Annotated in this window: 23 protein-coding genes; 14 read left to right on the top strand and 9 right to left on the bottom strand. The window is 68.2% G+C overall.

Annotated elements, in window-relative coordinates:
- The first annotated feature begins 142 nt into the window (after positions 1-142).
- Both AB4Z09_RS11495 and AB4Z09_RS11490 read left to right on the top strand, forming a co-directional pair.
- On the top strand, positions 143-646 hold the full coding sequence (locus tag AB4Z09_RS11495) for a cysteine dioxygenase (protein WP_442239775.1): 504 nt from the start codon (positions 143-145) through the stop codon (positions 644-646).
- Entirely contained in the window at positions 643-1,065 is a 423-nt protein-coding gene (locus AB4Z09_RS11490; protein WP_442239754.1) for a rhodanese-like domain-containing protein, read from the top strand. The genes AB4Z09_RS11495 and AB4Z09_RS11490 overlap by 4 nt, the downstream gene beginning before the upstream one ends.
- A gap of 34 nt (positions 1,066-1,099) precedes the next feature.
- Here AB4Z09_RS11490 and AB4Z09_RS11485 read toward each other — a convergent pair whose 3' ends face one another.
- On the bottom strand, positions 1,100-2,056 hold the full coding sequence (locus tag AB4Z09_RS11485; protein WP_442239753.1) for an AraC family transcriptional regulator: 957 nt from the start codon (positions 2,054-2,056) through the stop codon (positions 1,100-1,102).
- 81 nt (positions 2,057-2,137) lie between these two features.
- On the opposite strand from AB4Z09_RS11485, the gene AB4Z09_RS11480 reads away from it, so the two are divergent.
- The 6 genes from AB4Z09_RS11480 to AB4Z09_RS11455 all read left to right on the top strand — a co-directional run bounded on the left by AB4Z09_RS11480 (position 2,138) and on the right by AB4Z09_RS11455 (position 11,247).
- Positions 2,138-2,665, top strand: a complete 528-nt coding sequence (locus AB4Z09_RS11480; protein ID WP_174907964.1) for an anthrone oxygenase family protein — start codon at positions 2,138-2,140, stop codon at positions 2,663-2,665.
- An 11-nt stretch (positions 2,666-2,676) separates the two neighbouring features.
- Positions 2,677-4,188 carry a lysine--tRNA ligase gene (lysS, locus tag AB4Z09_RS11475; protein WP_114723477.1) on the top strand — a complete coding sequence of 504 codons (1,512 nt, stop codon included), beginning with the start codon at positions 2,677-2,679 and terminating at the stop codon, positions 4,186-4,188.
- A 131-nt stretch (positions 4,189-4,319) separates the two neighbouring features.
- The gene (locus tag AB4Z09_RS11470; RefSeq protein ID WP_114723429.1) at positions 4,320-4,673 is read left to right on the top strand and encodes a histone-like nucleoid-structuring protein Lsr2; all 354 of its coding nucleotides are present in this window, start codon (positions 4,320-4,322) and stop codon (positions 4,671-4,673) included.
- 595 nt (positions 4,674-5,268) lie between these two features.
- Complete coding sequence (locus AB4Z09_RS11465; protein WP_442239752.1) at positions 5,269-7,146, top strand: hypothetical protein; 1,878 nt, start codon at positions 5,269-5,271, stop codon at positions 7,144-7,146.
- Positions 7,143-8,348, top strand: a complete 1,206-nt coding sequence (locus AB4Z09_RS11460; RefSeq protein WP_442239751.1) for an acyltransferase family protein — start codon at positions 7,143-7,145, stop codon at positions 8,346-8,348. The genes AB4Z09_RS11465 and AB4Z09_RS11460 overlap by 4 nt, the downstream gene beginning before the upstream one ends.
- Positions 8,349-8,694: 346 nt before the next feature.
- Positions 8,695-11,247 (top strand): ATP-dependent Clp protease ATP-binding subunit, encoded by a 2,553-nt coding sequence (locus tag AB4Z09_RS11455; protein WP_114723425.1) that lies wholly within the window; start codon positions 8,695-8,697, stop codon positions 11,245-11,247.
- A gap of 55 nt (positions 11,248-11,302) precedes the next feature.
- Here the strand turns inward: AB4Z09_RS11455 and AB4Z09_RS11450 are convergent, their stop codons facing one another.
- Positions 11,303-11,902 (bottom strand): TIGR03086 family metal-binding protein, encoded by a 600-nt coding sequence (locus tag AB4Z09_RS11450; RefSeq protein WP_442239750.1) that lies wholly within the window; start codon positions 11,900-11,902, stop codon positions 11,303-11,305.
- A gap of 97 nt (positions 11,903-11,999) precedes the next feature.
- Here AB4Z09_RS11450 and AB4Z09_RS11445 point away from each other — a divergent pair, with 97 nt between their 5' ends.
- Positions 12,000-12,971, top strand: a complete 972-nt coding sequence (locus tag AB4Z09_RS11445) for a helix-turn-helix transcriptional regulator (RefSeq protein WP_442239749.1) — start codon at positions 12,000-12,002, stop codon at positions 12,969-12,971.
- A gap of 5 nt (positions 12,972-12,976) precedes the next feature.
- Here the strand turns inward: AB4Z09_RS11445 and AB4Z09_RS11440 are convergent, their stop codons facing one another.
- Entirely contained in the window at positions 12,977-13,582 is a 606-nt protein-coding gene (locus AB4Z09_RS11440) for a hypothetical protein (RefSeq protein WP_429518345.1), read from the bottom strand.
- 165 nt (positions 13,583-13,747) lie between these two features.
- Between AB4Z09_RS11440 and AB4Z09_RS11435 the strand changes: the two genes are divergently transcribed.
- Both AB4Z09_RS11435 and AB4Z09_RS11430 read left to right on the top strand, forming a co-directional pair.
- Positions 13,748-15,334 carry an MFS transporter gene (locus AB4Z09_RS11435; protein WP_114723422.1) on the top strand — a complete coding sequence of 529 codons (1,587 nt, stop codon included), beginning with the start codon at positions 13,748-13,750 and terminating at the stop codon, positions 15,332-15,334.
- An 82-nt stretch (positions 15,335-15,416) separates the two neighbouring features.
- Complete coding sequence (locus AB4Z09_RS11430) at positions 15,417-15,851, top strand: OsmC family protein (RefSeq protein ID WP_174907973.1); 435 nt, start codon at positions 15,417-15,419, stop codon at positions 15,849-15,851.
- A 58-nt stretch (positions 15,852-15,909) separates the two neighbouring features.
- Here the strand turns inward: AB4Z09_RS11430 and AB4Z09_RS11425 are convergent, their stop codons facing one another.
- The 6 genes from AB4Z09_RS11425 to AB4Z09_RS11400 form a co-directional block, all read right to left on the bottom strand.
- Positions 15,910-16,242, bottom strand: coding sequence for an SH3-like domain-containing protein (locus AB4Z09_RS11425; RefSeq protein WP_174907975.1), 333 nt, complete (start codon positions 16,240-16,242; stop codon positions 15,910-15,912).
- On the bottom strand, positions 16,239-16,946 hold the full coding sequence (gene scnC / locus AB4Z09_RS11420) for a thiocyanate hydrolase subunit gamma (protein WP_442239748.1): 708 nt from the start codon (positions 16,944-16,946) through the stop codon (positions 16,239-16,241). Before scnC ends, AB4Z09_RS11425 begins: the two co-directional genes overlap by 4 nt.
- Before the next feature lie 8 nt (positions 16,947-16,954).
- Complete coding sequence (locus AB4Z09_RS11415; RefSeq protein ID WP_368077029.1) at positions 16,955-17,251, bottom strand: SH3-like domain-containing protein; 297 nt, start codon at positions 17,249-17,251, stop codon at positions 16,955-16,957.
- Positions 17,251-17,631: a hypothetical protein gene (locus AB4Z09_RS11410; protein ID WP_442239774.1), complete on the bottom strand. Its 381-nt coding sequence runs from the start codon at positions 17,629-17,631 to the stop codon at positions 17,251-17,253. The genes AB4Z09_RS11415 and AB4Z09_RS11410 overlap by 1 nt, the downstream gene beginning before the upstream one ends.
- A 115-nt stretch (positions 17,632-17,746) precedes the next feature.
- Positions 17,747-18,292: a CbtA family protein gene (locus AB4Z09_RS11405; protein WP_174907980.1), complete on the bottom strand. Its 546-nt coding sequence runs from the start codon at positions 18,290-18,292 to the stop codon at positions 17,747-17,749.
- Positions 18,283-18,477, bottom strand: a complete 195-nt coding sequence (locus tag AB4Z09_RS11400) for a CbtB domain-containing protein (RefSeq protein ID WP_442239747.1) — start codon at positions 18,475-18,477, stop codon at positions 18,283-18,285. The genes AB4Z09_RS11405 and AB4Z09_RS11400 overlap by 10 nt, the downstream gene beginning before the upstream one ends.
- 335 nt (positions 18,478-18,812) lie before the next feature.
- On the opposite strand from AB4Z09_RS11400, the gene AB4Z09_RS11395 reads away from it, so the two are divergent.
- The 3 genes from AB4Z09_RS11395 (at position 18,813) to AB4Z09_RS11385 (ending at position 21,838) form a co-directional block, all read left to right on the top strand.
- The gene (locus AB4Z09_RS11395; protein WP_442239746.1) at positions 18,813-19,286 is read left to right on the top strand and encodes a winged helix-turn-helix transcriptional regulator; all 474 of its coding nucleotides are present in this window, start codon (positions 18,813-18,815) and stop codon (positions 19,284-19,286) included.
- 87 nt (positions 19,287-19,373) lie between these two features.
- Positions 19,374-21,044: a class I adenylate-forming enzyme family protein gene (locus tag AB4Z09_RS11390; protein ID WP_442239745.1), complete on the top strand. Its 1,671-nt coding sequence runs from the start codon at positions 19,374-19,376 to the stop codon at positions 21,042-21,044.
- 59 nt (positions 21,045-21,103) lie between these two features.
- Positions 21,104-21,838 (top strand): DsbA family oxidoreductase, encoded by a 735-nt coding sequence (locus tag AB4Z09_RS11385; protein ID WP_442239773.1) that lies wholly within the window; start codon positions 21,104-21,106, stop codon positions 21,836-21,838.

Genomic DNA, 21,838 nt, shown 5'->3' with positions numbered 1-21,838 from the left:
CATGAGTGCCCAGGAGTGTTGTCGAGGCTGAACGCTGCCTTGACCAATTTCGCTTCCTGGAGCTCTACTCATGCTTTCTGCATATTCTTTTGACGTCTTCACGTCTGCTTCCGACCGCGGTGCTCGCCGCTTCGATGCCGCGCTGCCCTCGCGTCTGCGCCCCGCCGACCTGCTGCGTATCACCGACCAGGGTGCCTCCGATGTCCTCGAAGGCCGTCACGACCACCTGCTGCCGGGCGCGTTCCCGACGCGGGAGCGGTGGTCGACCCGCCTCTACGCCGACGACGACGTCGACGTCTGGTTGATCGGCTGGGTACCCGACAGGTCCACCGAATTACATGACCACGCAGGCTCTTTCGGGGCTCTGACGGTGCTCAGCGGCAACCTCGCGGAGTGCCGCTGGACCGGTGGCGAGCTGCGTCGCCGCACCCTCGAGGCCGGCGACCAGGCGTCGTTCCCGCTGGGATGGGTGCACGACGTGATGCGGGCTCCGGGCCCGGTCACCGTCACCACCGAACCCACGCTGAGCGTGCACGCGTACTCGCCGCCGCTCACCGTCATGTCCTATTACGAGGTCACCGATCGCGGGGCGTTGCGCCGCACCCGCACCGAGCTGACCGATCTGCCCGAAGGGGGCTCCAAGTGACCATCGACCAGATGCTCGACGACGCTCGTTCGCAGATCGACCGCATGTACGTCTTCGAACTCACCGAGGCCTACCGGCGCGGCGCCATCTTCGTGGACATCCGCCCGCAGGCGCAGCGCGCGCTCGAGGGCACGCTGCCCGGCGCGTTGGCGATCGAACGCAACGTCCTCGAATGGCGACTCGACCCCACCAGCAGCGCGCACCTGGCGCTCGCCGTCGACCACGACGTCGAATGGGTGATCGTGTGCTCCGAGGGGTACACCTCCAGCCTGGCTGCGGCGTCGCTGCGGCAGCTCGGGCTGAACAAGGCCACCGACCTCGTCGGCGGCTACAAGGCGATCAAGTCGGCCGGTCTGCTCGGCGCGCTGATGGGGGAGCGTCACTGCACCCGCGAGCTGGCGACGGTCTCCGCCCACTGAGGTCACCGGCCGCTCGGCCGAATGTCACATACGTTCAGTTGGACTGAACGCGTGTGACATTCGGCCGGCGGCGGAACTCGCGTGGGCTCACACCGTGGTGTCTGGTGAACGCTGCGGTGAGCGCGAACGGACTGGAGTAACCCACCGCGGCGGCTATCGACGACACCGTCCGCCCGGGATCCGACAGCAGGTCCGCGGCGACGGACAGGCGCCATCCGGTCAGGTAGCCGACCGGCCCGACGCCCATGCGCGCCGAGAACCGTCGTGCGAAAGCGGCTCGGGAACAGTTGCATTCGCGGGCCAGGCCCTCGACGGTCCACGGCTGCTCCGGCTGGTTGTGGATCAGCCGCAGCGCGTTCCCGATGATCGGGTCGTCGTAGGCCGCGATCCAGTTCGGTGACCGTGATGAGTTGTGGGCCAACCATTCCCGCAGCGATGCGATCAGGACGAGGTCCAGTAGCCGATCGGGCAGAACGCTCTGGCCGGGACTGTCCAAGGTGATCTGTTGCGCCAGCAGGGCGGTCATCGGTTCGGTGTCGGTGCTGCGCGGTACCACCGCGATCGGGGTGAGGCAGTCGAGCAGTTGCCGGCTGAGGTAGCTGTCGAACCGGTACGTGCCGGTCAGCATCACGGTCCGGCCGTCGAGCGCGTTGCCCCAGGTTCGGACGCCGAGGTCGGTCATCCTCATGGCCGGTGCTCCGGCGGCAGTGTGGCAGGCCTGGTTCTCGTCGATGATCACGTGCGGCGGCGTGTCCGGGCGGTCGGCGACCGTGTAGGCGTCGGGTCCGCGCACGAGTGCGATGTCGCCCGGTGTGAGAGTCGCGCCGGCGCCGGTATCCGAGACGACGACCGCGGATCCCCGGAGCAGTGCCACTACCGTCACCGGCGCGTGGTCCTCGATGCGCAGCGACCACGGCGGAGCGAGCACCGAGCGCAGTAGGAATGCCCCCTCCGCCCGAGAGTCGGAGAGCACCATCGACAGTGCGTCCATGCCCGCGACGGTAGACGCTCGAGTATGTTTCTGCGACGCTGCGCCATGGATCGTCTCGCATTGTTGCGGTGGTATCGATTCATGACCACAACAGCGGACGGCACGTCGTCGTCGGGAGCAGTCGCCTTCGAGATCCTCGTCGGAGTGACCGCGCTGGGCGCCGTGATCGCCGGCGGGGCCCTGTTCGCGTTCTCCGCGTTCGTGATGCCCGCACTGAGTTCGATTCCCGCACACTCGGCGATCGAGTCGATGCAGGCGATCAACGTCGCGGCGCCGCGCAGTGCGCTGATGATTCCGCTGATGGGATCCGCGCTCACCGCCGCGGTCTGCGGCGTGTGGGCGGTCGTCGTCCGCCCCACCGGATGGGTCCTGGTGCTGGTGGGTGTCGTCGGGACGATCGCGGCCTTCGCCGTCACCGCGATTTACCACGTTCCGCGCAACGACGCGTTCGCGTCGGCGGACCTGGCCGACGCGAACGCCTGGCAGAGCTACCGAACCGGATGGACGCTCTGGAATCACGTCCGGGTCGGCCTCTACTTCGCATCCGGCGTGGTGCTCGCGATCGCTGCCGCGCTACCGGCCACACGCTCGGCAGATGCCGCCCTATAGTCTTGTATCCCGTGAGTGAAGCACCCGCCCAGCCAGTAGACGACACCCCCGAGCAGCTCCGGATCCGCCGCGAGAAGCGGGAGCGTCTGCTTGCCCAGGGGCAGGAGCCGTACCCGGTGTCCGTTCCCCGCACTCACAGCCTCGCGGAGGTGCGCGCGAAGTACCCCGATCTGGAGCCCGACACCGCTACCGGTGAGCAGGCCGGCGTCGTGGGCCGTGTCATCTTCGTGCGCAACACGGGCAAGCTCTGCTTCGCGACGCTGCAGGAGGGCGACGGCACCCAGCTGCAGGCGATGCTGAGCCTGGCCAACGTCGGCGAAGAGGCCCTGGCCGCGTGGAAGTCCGACGTCGACCTCGGCGACTTCGTGTTCGTGCAGGGTGAGGTCATCAGCTCCCGTCGCGGTGAGCTCAGCGTCATGGCCGACTCGTGGCAGATGGCGGCCAAGTCGCTGCGTCCGCTGCCCGTCGCGCACAAGGAGATGAGTGAGGAGTCCCGCGTGCGTCAGCGCTACGCGGACCTCATCGTCCGCCCCGAGGCCCGGGAGAACGCCCGCAAGCGTGTTGCCGTCGTTCGTGAGCTGCGCAATGCCCTCGAGCGGCGCGGGTTCCTCGAGGTCGAGACGCCGATGCTGCAGACGCTGCACGGCGGCGCCGCGGCCCGCCCGTTCGTGACGCATTCCAACGCGCTCGACATCGACCTGTACCTGCGTATCGCGCCCGAACTGTTCCTCAAGCGCTGCGTGGTCGGCGGCATCGAGAAGGTCTTCGAGATCAATCGCAACTTCCGCAACGAGGGCGTCGACTCGACGCATTCGCCGGAGTTCGCGATGCTCGAGACGTACGAGGCCTACGGCACCTACGACGATTCCGCGAAGATGATCCGCGAGCTGGTCCAGGAGGTCGCGCAGGCGGCGTTCGGTACGCAGGTGGTCACGCTCGCGGACGGCACCGAGTACGACCTCAGTGGCGAGTGGAAGACGATGGACATGTATCCGTCGCTGTCCGAGGCCATCGGCGTGCAGGTCACCCCGGACACCACGGTCGAGGAGCTGCTGGCGCTGGCCGCCAAGGTGGGTCTCGAGGTCCCGAAGGACAAGGGATACGGCCACGGCAAGCTCGTCGAGGAACTGTGGGAGCACCAGTGCGGTGACCAGTTGTACGCGCCGACGTTCGTGCGGAACTTCCCGGTCGAGACGTCGCCGCTGACCCGCCAGCACCGCACCCTGCCGGGTGTCACGGAGAAGTGGGATCTGTACATCCGCGGATTCGAACTCGCCACCGGATATTCGGAGTTGGTCGATCCGATCATTCAGCGTGAGCGTTTCGTCGATCAGGCGCGTCTCGCCTCGGCCGGCGACGACGAGGCGATGGCTCTCGACGAGGAGTTCCTGGCGGCGATGGAGCAGGGTATGCCGCCGACGACCGGAACCGGCATGGGAATCGACCGTCTGCTGATGGCACTCACCGGATTGGGAATCAGGGAAACCATCTTGTTCCCAATTGTCCGACCGAGCGCGCGCTGACCGGGAGTTTCAATTCGCTCCTATTGCCGAGTCATCACTTTTGGTGATTCAGGGGTACGATTGCATTCGTGTTACCGGCTGGGGCGCATCGCGTCTGAGCAACGTCGCGTCATTCGGAAGGAATTGACCCCATGGCAAAGAAGGTCACTGTAACGCTCATCGACGACGTCGATCAGGACGCCACTGCCGATGAAACGGTCGAGTTCGGCCTGGATGGGGTTCTGTACGAGATCGATCTGTCTTCGGAGAATGCTGCGAAGCTTCGTGAACAGTTGGATGTTTGGGTTTCGCATGCCCGCAAGGCGACGGCTCGTCGTCGTGGCGGCAAGGGTACTTCCAGTAGCAGTGCGACCTCGTCGCGTGTTTCGGTAGACCGCGAGCAGAGTGCGGCGATTCGCGAATGGGCACGCCGGAACGGTTATCCGGTGTCCTCTCGCGGTCGAATCTCGGCGGAAATCACCGAGGCGTACAACAAGGCGCACTGATTACGGCCGGACGTCGCCTCCGCCGATTCGGCCCCGCGTGTAAAGGCGCGCTGCTAGTGTCCGCGATGTGCGGCTGAGGCGATTGTTTACCGACGCAGTGCCTTCGATATTGGACAATCCGGGTGGGTCCGGGCCGAGATCGAACCACTCGTCGCGTAATCCGCTCGACAGTTATCCGAATCCGGTTGTGCCGGTACACGGCACCGGGGGGAACCGGCCCGGACAATGGGGCCACGTATGCCCCGCCCCCGGCGACCGAGGAATATTGCGTCTTCTCGCTTCCTCCCGTTCCATTCGCCGATCGCTCCTGGTCGATTCCGGCGTTCGACGGAATGAAGCCGATCGAGCAGAGGACACGCCGGCGGGGCACCGATTACGGTGGGCATGCGGCGATCGCCGCGGAGTCGATGGCGGCGCGCATGCTCAATGCGCTGGACCGCGGCCGCCCGCGTCCGATTCCGTGCCAGTTCGTCGCACCGATCACAGGAGGCTGAAGCACCTCGCACAGCACTCCGGCGGCTCCTCAGACTCGCATTAATTTGCGTCAGTAAGGTTCCGCTCCGGCGATCGGGCCGACGGGAAGGAGCGTGTGCGGGTGCGAGCAGTTCCGGAGGCGGGCCTCGGCGACGAGATCGACTTGCCCACACCGACGCGGAATCCCTGGTGGCTGCTCGATTCCCGACGAGTCCTTGCGGTGGCCGCCGCAATGGTCGCCCTGCAGATGGTGGTGCGGGGCATCGTCGCCTTCTCGGGCGACTTCTACTGGGACGACCTGATCCTCATCAGCCGCTCGGGGCAGTACCCGGCGTTGTCGGGTGAGTTCCTGTTCTACGACCACGACGGTCACTTCATGCCTGCCGCGTTCCTGGCGGCCTGGTTCGCGACCACGGTGGCACCGCTGACCTGGGCGGTCCCTGCGTTGATGTTGCTGTTACTGCAACTGCTGGCGTCGCTCGCGGTCCTTCGCGTCCTGCGGTTGCTGCTCGGGATGCGCCCGATCGTGCTGCTGCCGCTCGCGTTCTACCTGTTCTCTCCGCTGACCCTGCCGTCGTTCGCGTGGTGGGCCGCGGGACTGAACTCGCTGCCGATGCAGATCGCCCTCGCCTGGGTGGCGGGCGACGCGATCCGGCTCTGTCGGACCGGACGCGTCCGGTTCGCGGTGTCCGGTTCCGTGGTGACCGCGCTGTCGCTGGCGTTCTTCGAGAAATCGGTGCTGGTGCCGATCGTCGCGTTCGCGACCGTGGTGCTGCTGTTCCGGCTGGACGGAATCGAGCGGCCGCTGCGTTCGGCGTGGCGGCGGGGTCGGGTGCTGTGGATTCCGCTGGTCGCCGTCACCGCGCTGTGGGCGGCGGCGTACCTGTACTTCACCGAGTCGAGGTTCGTCGTCCCGAGTCCGGCGCAGACCGTCGGCCTCGCCCACCACGGCACGTCGCTGGGCCTGGTGCCGACACTGCTCGGCGGACCGTGGGCGTGGGATCGGTGGCCGCCGAGCCCGCCTTGGGCGACGCCGCCGACCGTCCTGGTCGTGCTCGCCTGGGCGGTGCTGCTGGCGGCGCTGGCGTGGTCGCTGCTGTGCCGGAAGCGCACGGGTGCGGTGTGGCTGGCGCTGGTGGCCTACGTCGCGGCGTCGGAGGCGGCGATGGTGCTGACCCGGTCCGGTCCCGGTACCGCCTACGAGCTGGCGCAGACGCTCCGTTACGTCGCCGACAGTGCCGTCGTCATCGCGATCGGCTGGGCGTTGATCGTCCGCGCACCGCGTCGCGAGAATCMTCGGCTGCGCACCCCGGCTGCGCTCCAGAAGCCGGAGAGACGAGCGGTCGTCGCGCTGGCCCTGACCGTCCTGTTCGTCGTGAGCAGTGTGTGGTCGACGTTCACGTTCGTCCAGCGGTGGCGCGACAACCCCACTGTCGACTACCTCGCGAACGCCCGCGCCTCGCTGGCCGCGAATCAGGGCTCGCCGCTGCTGGATCAGCCGGTGTCCATCTGGGTGCTGCTGCCCGTCGCGTACCCGCACAACACGACCAGCCACATCTTCGCCCCGTTGGACGAGCGCCCCGAGTTCGGCCGGTCCACCAACTACCTGCAACTCCTCGACGACTCCGGCCGGCTGATCCCCGCCGCCGTGACGTCGATCCGCAACATCGGTCAGGGGCCGGTGCCGGGCTGTGGCTACCGCGTCGAGGACGGCGCCACCGACATCCCGCTCGACGGCCCGCTGATCGACTGGGAGTGGACCGCCCAGCTCAACTACTTCGCGAGCGCCGACGGGACGATTGAGGTCGGGCTCAGCGGCAGCGGCCCGGCTGCCGACGCTGTGACTGTCCCCGTCCAGGCCGGGCTGAACCAGGTGTTCGTGCGGCTTTTCGGCCCCGGCACCGCGGTGCGCGTGCAACCGGTGACTCCTGGACTGGCGCTGTGCGTCGGAGCCGGTCCGGTCGGTGCCGTCGTCCCGGCTGCGGGGTCCGGCTCGTGAGAACGGACGGGGACGCCGGGTATCTGGCGTCGCTCACCGGCCTGCGCGCGGTCGCCGCGCTGCTCGTGGTCGGCGCGCACGCCGCGTTCTGGACCGGCCGGTACACGAACGACCTGGCGGGCGGCGCGTTCTCCCGCCTCGAGATCGGCGTCGCGGTGTTCTTCGCGCTGTCGGGCTTTCTGCTCTTCCGTCCGTGGCTACGGGCGGCGGYCGGGCAGCAGGAGTTGCCGTCGGCGCGCACGTACCTGTGGCATCGGGTCCGACGGATCCTGCCGGCGTACTGGATCACCGTCGTCGCGACCTACGTGATCTATCTGTTCCGGGAGCCGGGGGAGACGGGTCTGGGCTGGTCGGGGTTCGCGCGGAACATGACGCTCACCCAGATCTACGGGACCGGGCACCTGCACACCGGGCTCACCCAGATGTGGAGCCTGGCGGTGGAGGCCACGTTCTATCTGCTGCTGCCAGTGCTCGGGTGGTTCCTCGTCGTGGTCGTCTGCCGCCGCTCGTGGCATCCGGTCCGGCTCGCGATCGCGCTGCTCGTGGTCGTCGCGATCACGCCGTTGTGGACGCTGATCACGCACAACACCGACCTCACGTACACCGCACGGCTGTGGCTGCCGGGATTCATCGCGTGGTTCGCGGGCGGCATGCTGCTCGCGGTGGCGTCGCTGACGGTGAAGCGGTGCAATCCGTACGCGATGGGTCTGCTGGCGCTGTACTTCCTGCTGCTGGCATGCACGCCGCTGGCGGGCGAGGCGACGATCATCCCGATGGACGTCACCGAGGCCGTCACCAAATCGACGCTCTACCTGCTGTTCGCGATGTCGCTGATGGCACCACTGGTGATCGGCGACTGGCCCGGTCCCCTCGGCAAGCTGTGCGCGTCCGGACCGATGGTGTGGCTGGGCGAGATCTCGTACGAACTGTTCCTGGTGCACCTCGTGGTGATGGAGTTCGTGATGGAGATGCTCGGCTACCGCACCTTCCAGGGCTCGACCGTGGGCGTCTTCATCGTCACCGTCGCCTTCTCCGTCCCCATCGCGTGGGTGTTGCACCGGACGCTGGAACGCGTGCTGCCCACCGGCCCGCGGGCGGAGCGGCGGGCGATGACCGTCACCCGGCGCGCATCCGTCGTGGACTCGGCGGTGCCCGACGTCGACGCGGCGGCGACCCGGGCTACTCCCAGTCGAGTCGATTGACGGTGCCGCGACGCGCCGTCCAGCGGGATCACCGTTACGAACCTCGCCGATTCCCTGTGTCGGCGGTCATTGCGGAAGTGTTCGCTTCAGGCGTACAGCCGGCGGGAAACGATTCCGCCACCTGCGGCGTTGAAGACTTCGAGCAGGTTGACTCCGCACGTTTGACGGGTGGAGGAGCGGCGGGTCGAATGGCAGCCCACTAGAGTATGAGGTGGGGTCGTGGAACCTTCGTCGGTTCCGGAGGCCGTCAGCCTGTTGTGCCGGAGCGAAACGCGGCGGGCGGGTACGAGACACTGTGACAAGCGGGGCCTCGGACCTGGACCGCCGGAGAGTGTGAGGGAGAGCGATGTTCGAGAGGTTCACCGATCGCGCGCGGCGCGTTGTTGTCCTGGCGCAAGAAGAAGCCAGGATGCTCAACCACAACTACATCGGCACGGAACACATCCTGCTCGGTCTCATCCACGAGGGTGAGGGCGTGGCGGCGAAGTCGCTGGAGTCGTTGGGTATCTCCCTCGAAGGTGTCCGTAGCCAGGTCGAGGAGATCATCGGCCAGGGCCAGCAGGCCCCGTCCGGCCACATTCCGTTCACCCCCCGTGCCAAGAAGGTCCTCGAGCTCAGCCTGCGCGAGGCGCTGCAGCTCGGCCACAACTACATCGGCACCGAGCACATCCTGCTCGGCCTGATCCGCGAGGGCGAGGGTGTCGCGGCCCAGGTGCTCGTCAAGCTGGGCGCCGACCTCAACCGTGTCCGTCAGCAGGTCATCCAGCTGCTCTCGGGCTACCAGGGCAAGGAGCCGGCCGAGGCCGGCGGCAGCCGTGGCGAGGCGGGCACCCCGTCGACGTCGCTGGTCCTCGACCAGTTCGGCCGCAACCTCACCCAGGCCGCCCTCGAAGGCAAACTCGACCCGGTCATCGGCCGCTCGAAGGAAATCGAGCGCGTCATGCAGGTGCTGAGCCGCCGCACCAAGAACAACCCTGTCCTCATCGGTGAGCCGGGCGTCGGTAAGACCGCCGTGGTCGAGGGCCTCGCACAGGCCATCGTCAACGGCGAGGTCCCGGAGACCCTCAAGGACAAGCAGCTCTACACGCTGGACCTGGGCTCCCTGGTGGCCGGCAGCCGTTATCGCGGTGACTTCGAGGAACGCCTCAAGAAGGTGCTCAAGGAGATCAACACCCGCGGCGACATCATCCTGTTCATCGACGAGCTGCACACCCTCGTCGGTGCCGGCGCGGCCGAGGGCGCCATCGATGCGGCCTCGATCCTCAAGCCGAAGCTGGCCCGCGGCGAGCTGCAGACCATCGGTGCCACCACGCTCGACGAGTACCGCAAGTACATCGAGAAGGACGCCGCCCTCGAGCGCCGGTTCCAGCCGGTCCAGGTCGGCGAGCCGACGGTCGAGCACACCATCGAGATCCTCAAGGGTCTGCGTGATCGCTACGAGGCGCACCACCGTGTCTCGATCACCGACAGCGCGCTGGTCGCGGCGGCCACCCTGGCCGACCGCTACATCAACGACCGCTTCCTGCCGGACAAGGCCATCGACCTCATCGACGAGGCGGGCGCCCGGATGCGCATCCGTCGGATGACCGCACCGCCGGACCTGCGCGAGTTCGACGACAAGATCGCCGACGCCCGTCGCGAGAAGGAGTCCGCGATCGACGCGCAGGACTTCGAGAAGGCCGCGAACCTGCGCGACAAGGAGAAGACCCTCGTCGCACAGCGTGCCGAGCGCGAGAAGCAGTGGCGTTCGGGTGACCTTGACGTCATCGCCGAGGTCGACGACGAGCAGATCGCCGAGGTGCTGGGCAACTGGACCGGTATCCCGGTCTTCAAGCTCACCGAGGAGGAGACCACGCGTCTGCTCCGCATGGAGGAGGAGCTGCACAAGCGGATCATCGGCCAGGAGGACGCCGTCAAGGCCGTCTCCAAGGCGATCCGCCGCACCCGCGCCGGCCTGAAGGATCCGAAGCGTCCGTCCGGTTCGTTCATCTTCGCCGGCCCGTCCGGTGTCGGTAAGACCGAGCTGTCCAAGGCGCTCGCGAACTTCCTGTTCGGCGACGACGACGCGCTCATCCAGATCGACATGGGCGAGTTCCACGACCGGTTCACCGCGTCGCGTCTGTTCGGTGCCCCTCCCGGCTACGTCGGCTACGAAGAGGGCGGCCAGCTCACCGAGAAGGTGCGCCGCAAGCCGTTCTCGGTGGTCCTGTTCGACGAGATCGAGAAGGCTCACCAGGAGATCTACAACACCCTCCTGCAGGTGCTCGAGGACGGCCGTCTCACCGACGGTCAGGGTCGTACGGTCGACTTCAAGAACACCGTGCTGATCTTCACCTCGAACCTGGGCACCTCCGACATCTCGAAGGCCGTGGGTCTGGGCTTCTCCGCCGGAACGGGCAGCGAGTCGAACTACGAGCGGATGAAGCTCAAGGTCAACGACGAGCTCAAGAAGCACTTCCGCCCCGAGTTCCTCAACCGCATCGACGACATCATCGTCTTCCACCAGCTGACCAAGGATCAGATCATCCAGATGGTGGACCTGATGATCGGCCGCGTCGAGAAGCAGCTGAAGAACAAGGACATGGACATCGAGCTGACCGAGCAGGCCAAGTCGCTGCTCGCCAAGCGCGGGTTCGATCCGGTGCTCGGCGCGCGGCCGCTGCGTCGCACCATCCAGCGCGAGATCGAGGACCAGCTGTCGGAGAAGATCCTCTTCAACGAGGTCGGCCCCGGTCAGATCGTGCTCGTCGACGTCGAGGGTTGGGACGGCGAGAGCGCGGGCGAGGACGCGAAGTTCACGTTCACGCCCAACCCGAAGCCGGTCAAGGTGCCGGACTCGCCCGCCGAGGCGCTGGCCGGTGCCGGCGACGCCCCGTCCGAGGGTGGCTCCGCCGAGTAGGTTCACAGGCACGACGACGCCCCGCACGCAGCAGCGTGCGGGGCGTCGTCGTGTGTCAGGCGGAGATCGTGGGCCGGCCGATGCCGGTCCGGCCGGACCAGTTGGCGAGGCGTTCCGTCGGTCCCGCTCCCTCGGCCGGCTCGACCACCGCGCCGAACGGCACGTGCCCACCGCGGGGGCTGGCGGGGATCGCGCGGCGGGCCACCGCGAGTGCCGATTCGGCGAGTGCGGAGTCGGTCTCGGTGGGTTGCCCGGTCGCGGCGGCCAGATCCCAGCCGTGGACCAGCGTCTCGTTGAGGTATCCCCAGATCGCGGCGCGGCCGGGTACGCGGCCCCACGGCGCGGTGACGGTGACGTCGAGCAGCGCGTCGTCGCTCCAGACGGCCCACATCCTCTCGCCGGCGATCCGGTACGCGGCGCACCGATCGCCGTCGACGGCGATCGCGACCAACGGCACGGTGGTCGGGTCGCCGCCCTCCCCGATGACACGCGCCCGGTCGACGGTGGCGACCAGGTGGCCCATCAGGGTCGCGACGTCGAACTCGTCGCACGGCGTCGGATCCGTCAGCTGGTCCGGCCGCACCTCGGCCATCAAGGCGGTCACCCAGGCCAGGGCCTCGCGGTATAGGGGGCGGGGATCGGTGATGTCGGTCATGGTGGGGCCTTTCGATCGAGTGCACGTGTGCGGACCGCGCCCACTCTCGTCTCTAATCACGACATCTCCTGTCATGTATTGCTGAGAGGATGGGGCAATGCGCGCCGACCGCCTCCTCTCGCTGGTATTGCTGCTGCGGAACAGGGGACGGATGTCCGCCACGGCCCTCGCCCGGGAGCTCGAGGTGTCCACTCGCACGGTGCTGCGTGACGTCGAGGCCCTGTCGACGGCAGGGATCCCCGTCTACGCGGAACGCGGCCGGGACGGCGGGTTCGCCCTGCTGCCGGGGTTCACCACCGACCTCACCGGGCTGACGGTGGAGGAGGCGAAGGCGCTGCTCGCGGCCGGCGCCGCGGCCACCCCTGCGGCGCTGGGGATGGCGCCCGCCTTCGCGTCCGCGATGCGGAAGGTGTCGGCCGCCATGCCCGACACGCATCGCTCGGCCGCCACACGAGTTGCGGAACGGGTGCTCGTGCGGCAGGGCGGTTGGCTCACCGACCCGTCCCACGAGGCGTATCTCGGCCTGATCCAGCAGGTGGTGTTCGCGGGGCGCCGGCTTCGGCTCCGGTACGCCGCCCGCGGCAGCGAATCACGCTGGCGCACAGTTGATCCGATCGGCCTGGTCAATGCCGGCGGCAGGTGGTACCTGGTGGCAACGCATCGCGGTTCGGAGCGCACGTACCGGCTGTCCCGCATCCAGGACGCCGTGGAGCTCGACGAGCCGGCGCGGCGCGACCCCGTCGTCGACCTGGCCGGGATCTGGGACCGGCGGCGGTCCGAGTTCCGTGCGCTGCACGAGTCCGTGGCGGCCATCGTTCGGGTGCGGGCCGAGCGGCGGGAGGACCTTCTCGGCTCGGTGCTCTCCGCCGCCTCGGAGACTCGCGCGGACGGCTGGATCACGGCCGAGGTCGAGTTCGGCGACGCCGCTCACGCCGGGGGAGTGTTGTGGATGCTCGGCGAGGATGCGGAACTTCTCGGGCCCGAGAGTCTGCGCGAGGGGATCAGGCTCCGGGCGTCGGGCATGGCCGATCGGCACCGGGCCGCCCGTCCGGTGCCGGAACCGGGCTGACCCACTCAGGTGCAGGGGCCCGTCGACCCCGTCATCACCACGACGTGCGCGGCGCGGCGCGTCCGGTCCGGCCCGAACAACGCCACTTCCTGCCGGGCCCAGCGGTCCCAGTGCGGCCGGAATATGTCGCCGTCGCGCCGCAGGGCGCGACGCATCCGCTCGTCCGGGGAGGCGTCGACGAACACCCGGACCGCGAAGTACCCGCGCGCGATGCCACAGGTCGATCCGGCACCCTCGACGATCAGGTAGCGGTGGCGGCGGACCGCGCGCCACTCCGCGTATCCGCCGCGATACCAGTCGTAGCGCCGGTAGCGCGGGATCCGGCCGTGCTCGGCGGGAGAGAGGACCCACCGGACGAGTAGCGGCACGGACGCCGCAAGACCGTCCCAGCCGGGGTAGAGGTCGTCCATCCGGACGATCGGCGCGTCGCCCAGCGCCGCGGCGACCCGATCGGCGAGGGTCGATTTTCCGCCGCCCGCGGGACCGTCGATGCCTACCAGGATCGGCCGGCGTCCTCGACGCCGCCGTCGGTGGGCGGCACGGGCCAGAGCCGCGGTCCGAGCTGCCCCCTCGGCCTGCGCCCGGCCGGTCTGATCGTCGTCGGTGGTCACGATCAGCACGCTATGCCGATCGTCGCCCCGGTCGGTATTCGCCGAGGCGGTCGAGTGGGCTCCGGGGGGCTGCCGGGGGCCTGCCACCAGATCACCGCGGGGTTCGTCCCGGTCGTGTCGGCCTGTCGGTGAGCGGGACGGACCTCGATGGTGTGAACTGGCCGCATGACGTCCGCTGCGGTCGGGACACGCCCCGCCCGGGCCTCGTTGGTCCTGACGGCCCTGATCCTCGTCGCCGCCGTGGCGAACCTGAACCTGGCGGTGGCCAATGTCGCGCTGCCCGACATCGGTCGGGCCTTCGACGCGAGCCAGACGCAGCTGAACCTGATCGCCGTCGGGTACTCCGTCGGGCTCGCGGGTTCGGTGCTCTACCTCGGTGCCCTCGGTGACCGGTTCGGCCGCAAGATGATGCTGGTGCTCGGCATGGTGCTGTCGCTGCCCGCGTGCATCATCGCCGCGTTCGCACCGACCGTCGAGGTGCTGATCCTCGCGCGCCTGCTCGGGGGTGTCGCGGCCGGGATGGCCTTCCCGACCACCCTCGCGCTGATCACCGCGCTCTGGTCGGGGGCCGGCCGGACCAAGGCGATCGCTCTGTGGTCCGCGATCGGGGGCGGCATCTCCTCGCTCGGCCCGCTCGTGTCCGGTGCCCTGTTGCAGTCGTTCGACTGGGGTTCGGTGTTCCTGGTGACGGTGCCGCTCGCGCTGGTCGCACTGGGGTTCGCCGTGTTCTTCGTGCCGAGCCACGTCAACGAGTCGACCGATCCGGTGGACCATCTGGGCGGGATCGTTTCCGTGGTCCTGGTGGCTGCACTGGTGTTGGGGATCAACTTCGCTCCCGTCGACGGTATGCGCATGACCGCGTTGTCGATGCTGCTGGTCGCGGCCGCCGCGGGCATTGCGTTCGGAATACGGCAGTTGCGGGCGAAGTACCCGCTGTTCGACCTGCGGGTGGCCCGCAGGCGGATCTTCTGGGTGGCGGCGGTCGCGGGCATCGTCGTGTTCGGCACGCTGATGGGGACGTTGTACATCGGTCAGCAGTTCATGCAGAACGTGCTCGGCTACTCCACGCTGGCCGCGGGCTCCGCGGGTCTGCCCGCGGCGGCCGTCATGGTGGTGGTGGCGCCGCAGTCGGCCAAGCTGGTCGAGTCGCACGGCGCGCGGTTCACCCTCTTGCTGGGATACACGGCGATCGTGCTGGGACTGTTGGTGGCCCTGCTGCTGTGGAAGGAGGACGCGCAGTACTGGAAGATCGCGCTCGGCTACATGTTCCTCGGCGCGGGCGTCGGACTCGCCGGCACGCCCGCCTCGCATTCGCTGACCGGGTCGGTGCCGGTGTGGCGGGCGGGAATGGCGTCGGGCACCGCGGACCTGCAGCGCGACCTGGGTGGCGCCATCGTGCAGTCGGTGCTCGGCGCGCTGCTCACCGCCGGATACGCGGCCTCGTTCGCTGCCTCGATCGCCGCCAGTCCGGACTCCGGCGCCGTCAGTGATCAGACCGAGGCCGCGTTGGAGAAGTCGTTCGCCGGTGCCGAGAACGTCGCGGAGCGGTACCCGCAGTACGCGGACGCGATCACCGCCGCCGCCCGTGCGGCCTTCCTCGACGGTGACACCCGCGCGTACAGCGCGGCGATCGTGATCGTCCTGGTCGGTGCGGCGCTCGTCTTCTTCGCCTACCCGCACCGCGATCGGGAACGGGAACTGTTCGCGCAGTATCACGAGACCGACGAGGCGACCGAGCGCGCCGACCGGTGATCCTGAGCAAATCGCGAGTACCGGACGAGGTGTCGGTGAACACTGGTGGATGTCACCCGCACACTCCGACGGAAGGACTCCCATGCCCACACGTACCGCACGCACCGCCTGGAAAGGGACGCTCGAAAAGGGTTCGGGCCAGGTCGAACTCACCAGTTCGGGGGCGGGCACCTTCGAGGTGTCGTTCCCGAAGCGGGCCGCCGAGGACGCCGGGGGCACCACCAGTCCGGAGGAACTGATCGCGGCCGCGCACTCGTCCTGCTACGCGATGCAGTTGTCCGCCCTGATCGGCGAGGCGGGTGGGGTCCCGCAGAGTCTCGACATCCGCGCCGACGTATCGCTCGGCCCCGACGATCCGGGCTTCAAGCTCACCGGGATCACGCTCACTGTCCGCGGTGAGGTGGACGGCCTGGACGCTGCGGGGTTCGCCCGTGTGGCCCAGGCGGCCAAGGAGTCCTGCCCTGTGAGCAAGGCCCTCACCGGCGTCACGGTCACGCTGGATGCCGCGCTCGAGTAGTCCGTATGGCGGGTGCTCGAACGTTACTGTGGCGGAATCGCTTCCGGTGACCTTGCGGTCAGGCTCGTTCGAGCCTCGCCCGGATCCGGTCCATCTTCGCCTTCAGTTCGTCCTGCGTGACGATGCCGCGGTCGAGCAGCGTGTGCGCGGTGGTGATCGCGGACCGGGAGTGGACCGGGAACTCGCTGTAGATGGTTTCGCCCAGTTCGTCCTCGGTGTGCCGGCGCTCGAGGTTGTCCCACGCGCCGCGCCACGACAGGCATTCGACCGTGGCCTGCATTGCCGACTCCCACGGGTCCGGCTTGCGGTCGGTGTCGGGGAGGGCTCCGCCGCGCTCGGAGCCTTCTTTCAGTGTGCCGAGGATGACCTCGTATCCCTGTGCCGTGGTCACTTGCCACCTCCCGAAGACGGCGCGGACGGCGCCTCGGATGCGTCCCAGTCGGCGGACGGCAGTGCCACACCGATCATCGTGTCGCGGGTGACGATCTTCTCGAGCTGTTCCTCGGTCCAGCCCTCGGTGCCCCCGGGGCGCATCGGCATGACCATGAACCGCGACTTCTGGTTCGAATCATGCACGCGCACTTCCACATCGGACGGGAAGTGTAGTCCGAACTCGGCGAGAACCTCGCGGGGGCGCCGCACCATGCGTCGACGGTAGTTCGGCGTCCGGTACCAGTCCGGCGACATTCCCAGCACGGGGCGCGGGTAGCACGAGCACAGCGTGCACACGATCACGTTGTGCACCGTCGGGGTGTTCTCGAGGACGTAGAAGTAGGTGTAGTCACTCGGTGTTCCGGAGCCGGTGGGGTCGGTCCAGTCGATGCCCACCTCCTTACAGGTCTCGGTCCCGTCCTCGAGCAGGCGCTTTTTGAACTCGGGATCGGTCCAAGCCTTGACCACGAGTTTCGACCCGCCGGAGGGTCCGATCGACTCGGCCCACTCGGAGAAGCGGCGGTGATCCTCGGCGGAGAACAGACCCTTCTCGATCGCGAGTTCGCGCAGCGCGAGTTCCAGGACCTCGAACTCGCTGACCTCCTCGGAGGCCTGGATGGGCGCGTGTGCATCCTTGCCGGAATGGCTGTGTGAGTCGCTCACTTCTCCTCCTACTGGTCCTTCTCGGGAGCCCGGAGCCAGCCCTCCGCGCATTCGGTCTCGAGCGTGTCGATGTCGTACCCGGTGTAGCGGGGCCACAGATCGGTCTGCTTGAACGAGACGACGTAGAACGGTTCCTTGCGGCCGGTCTCGAGCTTGTCGAAGGCCTCGTCCTCCGGAATCACCCATTCGGGTCGGTGCGCGACGACGGTGCCGGTCTGGTTGCGCACGTAAGCCTGTGTGCGCGTGTGGAAGAGGCTGGTCTGGTCCTTGACGACCACGCGGTCGCCGACTTTGAACTTCGGCATCACTTCCTCGCCTCCTGCAGCCGTGCCCGCACCTCGTCGATCTTGTCGGAGAGTTCGTCGAGGGGAATCAGCCCCTTGTCGACCATCACCTTCGCGGCGACGGTGATCCATCGTGCGTAGTACGGGAGCCCGAAGTACTGGGTCTCACCGAGGTCGACCTCGGCCCGACGGCGCATCTCGGAGTTCCACGAACCGCGCCACGCGAGGCATTCGCACGTGAGGTACGTGTTCATCTCCCAGTCCTCTTCCGGCTTCTCCTTGTACTCGACCGGGAGTGCCGGCTGCCCGCCGACGTCGTGCAGGACGTGCCGCAGGATGTCGTACTGCGCGTTGGTGATCGAGTTCGGCGAGTCCTGCACGTCGTGGACTGCGGGGGTGATCTGTGCCAGACCGTCGGTGAGGGTCTGGAATTGTGCCTGGGTGGTGCTCACGGAGGTCTCCCTTCCAAGTGGGTCCGGTGGTTCGTGGTGCTCCGAATCCTCGTCAGGTCCCCTCCTACGGTCGTGAGGTGCCGGTCGGCGCCTGCCCCGGCGTGGATGCGGGGGCCGTGGTGGGGGAGGCCGGGCCGCGCTGTGCCCGTTCGGTGAGGTAGGCGTAGACCAGTCCCAGGCTCAGCCACAGCGTGGCCTGCGTCGCCAGCGACGACACCCGGAACTGCCACAGCAGAGTTGCGGGGAAGTCCTCTCCCACCTCGTTCACGGTCGGCAGCAGGAGATAGCCGACGGTGACGATCGCGAGGAAGGTGACGATCGCGGAGGCGGTCCGTACCGTCCAGTAGTGTTGCGACGCAAGCGCCTTGGCGACGTAGACGGCGGCCCCCACGGCCGCGAGCCCGAGTACGAGCGCGGCCAGCCACAGCAGCGTCCGCTCGTTGATGGTGTCCGGATCGCCGACTGCGGGCGCGGATTCCTCGATCGTGACGGCAGTCGTGACGTGCGGTTCACCGAGCGCGAAGGCGACTGCGCCGGTGAGGAGTCCGGCGATCAGCCCGGCGAGAAGGCCTCGCAGCAGCAGGCTCTTCAACGATCCTGCTAGTGGCACGGGAGCCCCAGGAGGTGGCGGCCGTCGTGCATCAGTTCGTGCATGTACATCCCGGTGCGGGAGATCGCGCCCTGGTCGAAGCCGACGAGATAGAGCGTGAGCAGGGCGAGGAGAATCACACCCACCGCGACGAGCGCGATGCCGAGTGATTCGATCGCCCGATTCGGGCTGTGGGCGAGAGTCATGGTTCCTCCTGGGGTGCGTCCGAACACCGCTGGCTTGTCATGCGCTGCGATCGAAGCGGCCGGAGAACTCGATTCGGCTGGGCGGCCGAAGCCGTGGGCGACCGCCGACTGTGGGAGCGGCCGACGGCCGGGCGGAAGGCGTCACTGACGCTACGCGGCCGATGCGGTGGATCTCGCGGACTTGTGGACTTCACACAACTGCGAATGCATCGTCGGACGCGACGGAACGAGACGGGATGTCGGGCAAACGGGTACGACCCCGGAAACCGGACTTTCGGCCGATTCGCCGACGTGGTCTGTGCAATACTCCGCCCACTGACGACGGGGAGCTGGTCATGCGTGGGGGCGGCTACGTAGTGGATCCGGGTRGCGACAACGTGCTCGCGATCGCATTCGGTCTGCTCGGCGACGAGTGGAATCTGTGGATCCTCGACCATGCCCTGCGCGGGGCGCGACGGTACAGCGACTGGGCGGGTAGGGGGAAGATCTCGAACTCGGTCCTGACCGGACGGCTCGCCTGGCTGACCGACGCGGGCCTGCTCGACAAGGTCGTGTTCCCGATCGCTTCGGCGCGGCCCGAGTATCTGCTCACCGATCGCGGCCGCGCGGTGTGGCCGATCCTGGCGGCGATGTGGTCGTGGGAGCGTGAGTGGGCGCCGGACGGTCCGGCCGGTCTGTTGCGGGTGCGGCACGTCGACTGCGGGGCCGAGTTCACCCCGGTGATGGTTTGCGCGCGGTGCCGGGAGCCGGCCGGGCTGGACGACGTGACTGCGAGTCTCGGTCCGGGCGCCCAGGTCGCGCGTGGATAACAGTCCGTGGTAAATCTAGTGACCTAGATCACACCTCTAACTGAAGTGACGACGGTCGGGGCGTCGGATCGACGGAAGGGAAGGCATATGGGGAGCCTGAAGATTCACCCTCAGATCCGGATCACCGAGTACACCGCTTCCGGCGCGTGGACTCCGGAGACAGTCCGACAACTCTTCGCCGATCGGGTGCGGGACCGTGGATCCCAGCTTGCGGTGGTCGATCCCGTGAACAAGGCCGAGCAGGTCGACGCGCTGCCGCGTCGGGTCACGTGGGCCGAACTCGATGTCGAGGTCGACCGGTTGGCGGCGGTGCTGCTCGAGGCCGGGATCAGGGCCGGCGAGGTGATCGCCGTCCAGTTGCCGAACACCGTCGAACAGGTCGTCGTCTTCCTCGCATCCTGGCGGATCGGTGCGGTCGTGTCGCCGCTGCCGGTGCATTCGACCGATGCGGAGATCGTCGAGACGTGCAACGAGTCGTGTGCCAGTGCCTTCGTCACCGCGGGTCGGATCGGATCGAGTCCCGTCGCCGGTCGGGTGATGTCCGTGCGGTCGCAGATCCCCACGCTTCGGGTCGTCCTCAGCTACGGGGTGGGTGTGCCCGACGGCGTCGTGCGGATCGGGCACACGGTGCCGACGGCAGCCGACATCGAAAGGGTTGCCGAGTACGCGACAACGCACGTCGTCGACCCCAACGACTGCATCGCCATCTGCTGGACGGCAGGAACGGAGGGCGAACCCAAGGGGGTGCCGCACGCCCACTACGAGTCGCTCGCCCAGGCTCGGGCCCTCGTCCGATACGCGTCGCTGACCGTCGACGACGTGATCCTCAACCCGTTCCCGATGATGACGGCCGCGGGGATCGTCGGAACGCTGCTGCCGTGGCTCTCCGTCGGATGTGTGCTGGTGCAGCATCAGCCGCCCGACCTCGATGTCTTTCTGCGTCAGATCGCGGAGGAGAAGGTCACCTACACCGCGGGGCGGCCGGCGGTACTCGCTGAGATCGAACGGCGTGAGGGGCCCACGGTCGACCTGTCGACCCTCACCCGGATCGGCGTAGGCGCCGGACCGATGTCGCCCGACACGGTGCGGAAGTGGAAGGAGAGTTACGGGGTCGAGTTGATCAACTTCTTCGGCAGCGTCGAGGGCGTGAGCCTGCGCTCGGCGCCGACGGGCGTGGCGCGGGGACAGCGGACTCTGCTGTATCCGCGGGCAGGCGACGCCACGGGAGCCGAGGTCGATCTGGTGGACGGCCGCACCGGAGACGAGATCGTCGTCCCGGGCGTTCCCGGGGAACTCCGGGTCAAGGGGCCGACGGTGTTCGCGGGGTACCTCAACCCGGCGCGGGACCGGGATCCGTTCGACGAGGACGGCTTCCTCCGGACCGGCGACCTGTTCGTGATCGACGGTCCGGGCGACGGGTACCTCAGGTTCGTCGACCGGGCTGCCGACCTCATCGTGCGCGACGGCGTCCCGATCGGATCGGCCGAGTTGGAGATGCTGATCGCGGAGCATCCCTCTGTCGCGGAGGTGGCGGTCGTCGGATGCCCCGACGGCGGGACGGGCGAACGCGTCGTCGCGGTCGTGGGATGTCGGCCCGGATCGATCCTCGATCTCGACGAGTTGGTCGAGCACCTCGAGAGCCGGGGTGTCGGCGCCGACGAGGCGCCGCAGCGCCTGGTCGTCTCCAAAGCCCTGCCGCGCAACCGGTCCGGCAAGATCCTCAAGCGGGAGTTACGGGAGCAGTTGAGTCGCGGCTGACCGCCCCCGGTGGGCGCGGAACAGGATGCGGGCGGCATGTGTTCGAATGGCTCGTGACCATCGAGAACAATGCCGTATCCGAATCCGATCAGCCGACCGTTTTGGTCGAGGTGTGGTCGGACATCGCCTGCCCGTGGTGCTACATCGGTAAGCGCCGCTTCGCGGCGGCCCTCGCCGACTTCCCGCACCGCGACCGTGTCGAGGTGGTGTGGCGGTCGTACCAGCTCGCTCCCGACACCCCGGTGGGTGCCCGGCGCAGTCAGCTCGAGGTCGTCGCGGAGCGTCGGGGCGTGCCGGTCGAGCAGGCGCGGGAGTTGTACGAGCACGTCGCCCGTACGGCTGCAGTCGACGGTTTGGTGATGGATCTCGACACCCTGACCGCGTCCAACACGTTCGACGCCCATCGCCTGCTGCATCTGGCCGGCGATCGGCAGGACGAGCTGCTCGAGGCGTTGTTCCGGGGATACTTCACGGACGGCAAGGTGATCGACGACCGGACCGTGCTCGTCGAGCTCGCCGCGAGCGCCGGCCTGGACGCCGACGAGGTCACGGCGGCGCTCGACGGCGACGCCGGCGCCGACCTGGTGCGGGCCGACATCGAGACGGCCCGCCAGCTGCAGGTGTCGGGGGTGCCGTTCTTCGTGGCGAATCGGCGTCTCGCGGTGTCGGGCGCGCAGCCGGCGGACGTGTTCGCGGAGCTGCTCCGTCAGGCGTACGACCAGACGGCAGGCGAAACCAGTGCAGCCCCCGGCGGTGATGCCGAGGGCTGCACTGACGATACGTGCGCGATCTGA

Source organism: Rhodococcus sp. TAF43 (genome assembly GCF_052113525.1).
Taxonomy (GTDB): Bacteria; Actinomycetota; Actinomycetes; order Mycobacteriales; family Mycobacteriaceae; genus Prescottella.
Note: the sequence above shows the minus strand (reverse complement) of the source record. Positions and strands in the feature narration are given on the sequence as shown.

Bases quoted from the DNA above. Each gene is read 5' to 3' on its own strand.
- AB4Z09_RS11430 (WP_174907973.1), top strand. From the start codon at position 15,417: ATGCCCACACGTACCGCACGCACCGCCTGGAAAGGGACGCTCGAAAAG.
- AB4Z09_RS11435 (WP_114723422.1), top strand. From the start codon at position 13,748: ATGACGTCCGCTGCGGTCGGGACACGCCCCGCCCGGGCCTCGTTGGTC.
- AB4Z09_RS11390 (WP_442239745.1), top strand. From the start codon at position 19,374: ATGGGGAGCCTGAAGATTCACCCTCAGATCCGGATCACCGAGTACACC.
- AB4Z09_RS11415 (WP_368077029.1), bottom strand. From the start codon at position 17,251: ATGCCGAAGTTCAAAGTCGGCGACCGCGTGGTCGTCAAGGACCAGACC.
- AB4Z09_RS11400 (WP_442239747.1), bottom strand. From the start codon at position 18,477: ATGACTCTCGCCCACAGCCCGAATCGGGCGATCGAATCACTCGGCATC.
- AB4Z09_RS11485 (WP_442239753.1), bottom strand. From the start codon at position 2,056: ATGGACGCACTGTCGATGGTGCTCTCCGACTCTCGGGCGGAGGGGGCA.
- AB4Z09_RS11455 (WP_114723425.1), top strand. From the start codon at position 8,695: ATGTTCGAGAGGTTCACCGATCGCGCGCGGCGCGTTGTTGTCCTGGCG.
- AB4Z09_RS11480 (WP_174907964.1), top strand. From the start codon at position 2,138: ATGACCACAACAGCGGACGGCACGTCGTCGTCGGGAGCAGTCGCCTTC.
- AB4Z09_RS11450 (WP_442239750.1), bottom strand. From the start codon at position 11,902: ATGACCGACATCACCGATCCCCGCCCCCTATACCGCGAGGCCCTGGCC.
- AB4Z09_RS11445 (WP_442239749.1), top strand. From the start codon at position 12,000: ATGCGCGCCGACCGCCTCCTCTCGCTGGTATTGCTGCTGCGGAACAGG.
- AB4Z09_RS11470 (WP_114723429.1), top strand. From the start codon at position 4,320: ATGGCAAAGAAGGTCACTGTAACGCTCATCGACGACGTCGATCAGGAC.